The organism is Flavobacteriales bacterium (assembly GCA_013001705.1).
GTDB lineage: Bacteria > Bacteroidota > Bacteroidia > Flavobacteriales_D > JABDKJ01 > JABDLZ01.
In genome coordinates this window covers 1-5,856 of the sequence record JABDLZ010000223.1, presented here as the reverse complement: position 1 = coordinate 5,856, position 5,856 = coordinate 1, and the positions used below count along the sequence as shown (strand labels likewise).

The 5,856-nt window shown below is 51.6% G+C and carries 4 protein-coding genes; all 4 read left to right on the top strand.

Translation table 11 applies throughout. From position 1 onward, the window contains the following. A partial coding sequence (locus HKN79_09065; protein NNC83716.1) for an efflux RND transporter permease subunit occupies positions 1-2,021 on the top strand: 2,021 nt, incomplete at its 5' end. Continuing rightward, positions 2,018-3,247, top strand: a complete 1,230-nt coding sequence (locus HKN79_09060; GenBank protein ID NNC83715.1) for a TolC family protein — start codon at positions 2,018-2,020, stop codon at positions 3,245-3,247. The genes HKN79_09065 and HKN79_09060, both read left to right, overlap by 4 nt. A gap of 7 nt (positions 3,248-3,254) precedes the next feature. Next, positions 3,255-5,024, top strand: coding sequence for an efflux RND transporter periplasmic adaptor subunit (locus HKN79_09055; protein ID NNC83714.1), 1,770 nt, complete (start codon positions 3,255-3,257; stop codon positions 5,022-5,024). Between the two features lie 10 nt (positions 5,025-5,034). Beyond that, positions 5,035-5,856 (top strand): heavy metal translocating P-type ATPase (locus tag HKN79_09050; GenBank protein NNC83713.1); only part of this gene is annotated, 822 nt, incomplete at its 3' end.

Here is a 5,856-nt window from a genome sequence, read left to right as displayed (position 1 = left end):
TGGCTGGAGAATGGCTGCCGCTCGGAGCGAGTCGATCGGGACTGCTCAATTTCGTTTTCGTGGCCTTGATCCTCATTCTCATTCTTGGAGCATTTCTGCTGCTCGAACGCAATTACGAACGCATTCTCCGCTGGTGCCTGGCGCATAAACGGACGTTCTTGGTCGTCCCGATCGTCACCATGTTCTTCGGCCTCATCGTCTGGATAGGCTTTGACCGCACCTTCGGTGTCATTGCCTCTGCTGCTGAAAAAGTGGGTTGGAACATCCGTGCTTCCAGCCCTTGGTCTACGATGGCGCACACCTTTCCTGGAATGGGTAAGGAATTCATGCCCGCTTTGGACGAAGGGAGTTTCCTACTCATGCCCACTTCCATGCCGCACGCAGGAGTGGAACAGAATAAAAAGGTCGTACAGCAACTGGATATGCTCTTGGCCAATATCCCTGAGGTGGAATTGGCCGTAGGGAAAATGGGCCGCGTAGAATCGGCATTGGATCCTGCGCCCATCTCCATGTATGAGAACATCATCAATTATAAGCCGGAATATATGGTCGATGCCAAAGGACATCGCACGCGTTTCAAGGTAGATAAAGAAGATCGATTCATCCTCAGTCATGGCGACACGCTTTCACAAGACAAGGCCTTGGAGAATGGTATTTCAATGGCCGATCTGATCAGCGATGATCGGGGTCGATTCTTCAGGAACTGGCGGTCGAGTATCAATTCACCGGACGATATCTGGCAGGAGATAGTGAAGGTCACCAAGATACCCGGAGTCACTTCGGCTCCGAAACTCCAGCCTATCGAGACCCGATTGGTCATGCTGCAGACGGGCATGCGCGCGCCCATGGGAATCAAGGTCTATGGCCCCGACCTGAGCACGATCGAAGGATTTGGACGAGAGTTGGAGACGATACTTAAAGAGGTGCCTTCGGTCAAAACGGAAGCTGTTTTTGCAGATCGGATTGTCGGTAAACCCTACCTCCATCTCAACATCGACCGTGATGCCATCGGGCGATATGGGCTGAGCATCGAGGATGTGCAGCGTACCATAGAAACGGCCATTGGTGGTATGCAGATCAGTTCCACCGTGGAGGGTAGAGAACGGTTTCCCATCCGTGTGCGTTATCCGCGTGAGCTGCGAGATGATCCAGAGGCCCTGAGCAGGATCTATGTTCCCACACCCGTAGGAGCCCAAGTGCCGCTGGGCGAACTTGTAGACATGGAGTATGTGCGCGGCCCACAGATGATCCGAAGCGAAGAGACATTCTTAGTGGGCTACGTGCTCTTCGACAAGCGACAGGAGTTTGCTGAAGTCGATGTGGTAGAAGATGCGCAGGCCTTTATCCAAGCGAAGATCGATTCAGGTGAACTCACGGTACCTGCAGGCATCAGCTACAAATTCTCGGGTAGCTATGAGAATCAGATCCGGGCCGAAAAGCGACTGTCGATCATCGTGCCCATTGTGCTCCTTGTGATCTTCCTCATCCTCTACTTCCAATTCCGATCGGTGAGTACATCGCTCATGATCTTCGCAGGTATCGCCATGGCCTTCAGTGGTGCCTTCCTGATGCTTTGGGCCTATGGTCAGACCTGGTTCTTGGACTTTGGGATCTTCGGGTCGAATCTGCGTGAGTTGTTCCAGATGCACACTGTCAATTTGAGTGTGGCTGTCTGGGTCGGATTCATTGCCCTCTTCGGTATTGCCACGGACGATGGAGTGCTGATGGGCACCTATTTGGATCAGAGTTTTGCTCGAAACCGACCTAAGACCATCTCAGAGGTGCGGGACGCAGTGCTCATCGCAGGAAAGAAGCGAATACGTCCGGCCATCATGACCACGGCCACCACCATCATTGCGCTGCTCCCCGTGCTCACCTCCACCGGTCGTGGTGCCGACATCATGATACCGATGGCGATACCTGCCTTTGGAGGGATGATCGTGGCCTGTATCACCTATTTCATCACGCCTGTCCTCTACAGCCATCGTGAAGCACGAAACCTCAAATCCCAAGCATCATGACGCATAGGATATTCATTTGCATCTTCCTTTTCAGTCTGCTGTCGACCGTGGTCACCGCGCAGTCGATAGAAGAATTGACGACAGAAGCACTGGAGAACAACCCTGGTGTCAAAGCAAGCTATGCCCGATTCGAAGCCGAGATGCAGACCATCGCACAGGCCAGCGCCTTGCCGGATCCTACCTTCTCCTTCGGATATTTCATCAGTCCGGTGGAGACCCGTGTCGGCCCGCAGCGCATGAAGTTCTCCTTGGCTCAGATGTTCCCTTGGTTCGGCACCCTGCAAGCCAAGAGTGACGTGCGTACCCATCTAGCAGAGGCAGCCTATCAGGAGTTTCTGGATCAGCAGCACCTCTTGGAATTGACTGTGCGTATAACCTACTACGACCTCTGGGAAATCCATGAGCGCATTGACCTGCTCGAGGATAATCTTGTGCTTTTGAAGAGCCGTAAGGAATTGGCCCTTTCAGGATTCTCGGTGGGCAGGAACAGCATGGCCGATGTCATCCGCACGGACATCATGATCGAGCAATCAGAGACAGCGATTCGCTTGCTTCAGGACAAGATCGCCCCCTTGGAGTTTCAGATGAATGCAGCCTTGAACAGAAGTCAGCAGGACAGCATTCGTATCATCGATCGATTCGACTCATCGTCCCTCGACTTGCCTCAGGTCGCTGATTCCGGCCTATTCAATAATGGAAATCTCCAGGCAGTCCGATCACGCATCAAGGCCGCAGAGGCAGCAGAAGTGCTGGCAACTCGGCAAGGCAGACCATCCTTCGGGCTCGGTCTGGACTATGTGCTGGTCGATGACCGACCCATCCAAGGCTTGGATGATAATGGCAAGGATGTGATCATGCCCATGGTCTCGATGAGCCTGCCCATATTCAGGAAGAAGTACAAGGCGCAGACGCAGGAAGCTGTATTGAGAAAAGAGGCCATGGAATTCTCCGAACAGAATATGGTCAATGAACTCGAATCGAAATTGGAGCTCAAGAAATATGCAGTCGAGAGCAGTGTGGAGAATATCGAATTATACACTGAGCAGGTCACTAATGCCAAGCAGGTCAGAGATCTCTTGATCAGTGATTACAGCAATTCAGGAGCCGGATACGATGAAGTCTTGGCCATCGAGGATCAGCTGCTGGATTATCAGAAAAAGACAATCAAAGTCATACGGGATGGGCTCATTGCACGAGCCGAATTCTTATACATCATCGCACAATAGAAGGGACATGAATAACACAAGAAAAAAGATCGTACTCATCGCCTTCGCCACCTTGATTCTAGGATTTCTGCTGGGCAGAATGATGAATAGCGGAGCGGAGAAGACCGCAACGGAACAATCGGGCGATGTGCAGAGCACCAGCGATTGGACATGCTCCATGCACCCGCAGATCAGGCAACCAGAGCCGGGAGATTGCCCCATCTGTGGTATGGATCTCATACCCGTCAGTTCAGACTCTGAGGATGAAGGATCAGCAATGGACATACGTATGTCGCCCACAGCTATGCAGCTGGCCGATGTGCGCACCATGATCGTTGGAAACGACACGGCTAGCATGGATCTACGTTTGAATGGCAAGGTGCAGGTCGATGAACGTAAAGTACACTCACAAAGCAGTCATATCTCCGGCCGCTTGGAGGAGCTGAACATTGATTTCATTGGTGAGATGGTGCGCAGAGGAGCACAGGTAGGGCGTGTTTACTCTCCAGAACTCGTGACCACTCAAGAAGAATTATTGGAGGCGGATCGACTCAAAGCCGAATACCCTCAACTCCTCGCTGCTGCGCGATCCAAGCTCAGCAACTGGAAGATGAGCGATGCGCAGATCGATGCGATACTTGAGCGTGGTGAAGCCAGCGGAACCTTACCCATCTATGCCGATCAAGGAGGTGTGGTCTTGAAGAAGAAAGTCAACGAAGGAGACTACGTGAGTCGCGGTGGAATCCTGTATGAAGTGGCCGATCTATCTCGGCTCTGGATACTATTCGATGTCTACGAACAGGACATCTCTCAGGTGAAAGTCGGTAGCGAAGTCACCTTTCAAGTGGCTTCTTTGCCGGGAGAAGAATTCACAGGGAAGATTGATTTCATCGACCCAGTGATCGATCAAAAGACACGGGTTGCGAAAGCAAGGGTCTCATTCAACAATTCGAGTAAGAGGCTCAAGCCTGAGATGTTCGTGACAGGATCGGTGGCAAGCCCTCAGGGAAGCATGGAGTCCAAATTGACCGTGCCCAAGTCTGCTGTGATGTGGACGGGAGAACGCTCGGTAGTCTACGTGCGCACTCCTACTGAAAAAGGAGTCAGTTTCCAGCTACGCGAAGTGAGATTGGGTATGGCCATGGGCGATTCATTCGTGGTCGAAGAAGGACTGAAAGCAGGTGAAGAGATCGCTGTGAGCGGCACATTCAGTATAGACGCTGCGGCTCAATTGGCTGGTAAACCGAGTATGATGAATCCAGATGGAGGCAAGGTGATGACAGGACACGATCATGGTGAAATGTCGGCCCAGAGCAGTCCATCCCAGCCAAAAGTGGCAGGCACAATAGCTGCTGCGACCAAAACGGAATTGGCCGAGCTGATCCAAGCCTATTTGAAGCTCAAAGACGCCTTGGTGGCCGATGACTTCGAATCAGCCAAAAAAGAAGGAGTCAGCTTGAAGAATGCTGCGGACGGAGTCAATATGAGTGACTTCAAAGGCGAGTCGCACAATGCTTGGATGAAGATCTCGACACCCTTGAACAAGACCCTGGAACACATAGAACACATGCAGGACATCGAGGCGATCCGTGAGATATTCAAGCCGCTCTCCGCACAGATGGTCGAACTCGCTAAGACCTTCGACCCGATGGACGATACGATCTATGAAGAGTTCTGCCCCATGGCCGATGACAACACAGGTGGAAATTGGCTGAGCTTGGAGAAAGAGATCCGCAATCCATACTTCGGAAGCAAGATGCTGAAGTGTGGGAAGGTGGTGAATGAGTTTAATCCTTGATCAAAAGATTATGGAACAGAGTAAGCATTCTGAACAGATGGATCATTCCAAAATGGATCACAGCAAAATGGATCATGCTAAAATGGGTCATGATAATCCTGAACATGGTGAACACGGCCACGACCATCACAAGATGATGATCGAAGACTTCAAGAAACGCTTCTGGGTCTCGACCATTCTTACCATTCCCGTGCTGCTTCTATCTCCTATGATCCAAGATTGGATTGGAGTAGATTGGGGATTCAATGGAGATCGGTATGTCCTATTCATCTTGTCAAGCATCATCTACTTCTATGGTGGATTGCCCTTTCTGAAAGGCCTCTTTGATGAATTGAAAAGACGCGCTCCGGGCATGATGACCTTGATCGCCATTGCCATCTCAGCCGCCTATTTCTACTCCGTGGCCGTCATCTTCGGATTCGAAGGCAAGACCTTCTTTTGGGAACTCGCCACACTCATCGATGTGATGCTCGTGGGGCATTGGATCGAGATGCGATCCGTATTAGGAGCGAGTAAAGCACTGGAAGCCTTGGCCGCTCTCATGCCCGATGAGGCAAACCTGATCGAGGGAGATGGGACAAGAAAAGTGAAGGTCTCTGAGTTAAGGTCGGGCGATCGAATCATGATCAAACCCGGAGAAAAAGTCCCGGCCGATGGTCTGATCTATGAAGGCAAAAGCGACTTCAACGAAAGCATGCTCACGGGTGAATCCATGCCCGTGAACAAGACCGTGGATGAGGAAGTGATCGGAGGAGCTATCAATGGCAATGGAGTCGTCAAGATCACCGTGAAAGGCATCGGTGAGGAAAGCTATCTCTCCAAGGTGATCACC